The sequence below is a fragment of the Actinomycetospora sp. genome (genome assembly GCF_055612215.1).
Window position 1 is genome coordinate 1 of record NZ_JBVPVA010000946.1, and the last position, 1,052, is coordinate 1,052.

Below are 1,052 nucleotides of genomic sequence, written 5' to 3' on the forward strand. Positions count from 1 at the left end.
GAGGGGCTCACGGCGGGATCCCGGGTGCGATGACACCTCTGCCCGGAGTCGCGACCTCGGAGCGCCGACCGATCGGGGCCGGGAGCGGGCACGATCGAGACGTCGTCACCGGTGACCCGCCTGTCGCAGGACCGGCTGGGCACCGGTCATCGAGAAGGGCGAACCACCGTGCATCCCCAGCCGGACCACGCGCCGACCCTCATGCCGGCGGCGTTCATCGGGCACGGCAACCCGATGAACGCCCTCGACGTCAACCGCTACACGACCGCCTGGAGGGCCTTCGGGGAGGCCGTGCCGCGCCCGCGCGCGATTCTCGTGGTCAGTGCGCACTGGTACATCAATGCCACGGCCGTCACGGCCATGCCGAAACCGCGGACCATCCACGACTTCTACGGCTTCCCACGAGCGTTGTTCGACGCGCAGTACCCCGCTCCCGGCCTCCCGGAACTGGCCACGGAGATCAGCGACGTGGTCCACCCCACCTGGGTCGGCGCGGACGTCGACAGCTGGGGCATCGACCACGGCACCTGGTCCGTCCTCATGCACGCGTTCCCGGACGCGTCGGTACCCGTGGTCCAACTCAGCATCAACGCCGACAAGCCACTGGACTACCACCTCGAGCTCGGGGCGAAGCTGGCGCCCCTGCGAGAACGTGGCGTACTCATCATCGCCAGTGGCAACGTCGTCCACAATCTGTCGGGAATGGACTGGAAGCTCTCCGACGACGGGTACGACTGGGCTCAGCGCTTCGACGAGGACGCCACGACGCGCATGCTCACCGACCCGACCGAGTTCGTGACACTCGATGCCCACCGTGACTTCCGGAATGCGGTGCCGACGCCCGACCACTTCATTCCCGCGGTCTATCTCGCCGGCCTGGCCGGGGCCGGCAGCGCAGCCGCGACGAAGGTCCTCGTCGACGGCTACGCGTTCGGGTCGCTGTCGATGACGGCGTACACCCTCGACCTCTCCTGCCCCCACGCCGCGGGGGACGGAGGATCACCCGTGCCGCCGGCCGACCTGCCCCCGGACGCGTCCAACATCTGAGCCCC

At 69.3% G+C, this 1,052-nt stretch carries 1 protein-coding gene; it reads left to right on the top strand.

The window, feature by feature from the left end:
- Window positions 1-111 precede the first annotated feature (111 nt).
- Window positions 112-1,047, top strand: a complete 936-nt coding sequence (ygiD, locus tag AC0CYZ_RS25815) for a 4,5-DOPA-extradiol-dioxygenase (protein WP_472220666.1) — start codon at window positions 112-114, stop codon at window positions 1,045-1,047.
- The last annotated feature ends 5 nt before the right edge of the window (window positions 1,048-1,052 follow it).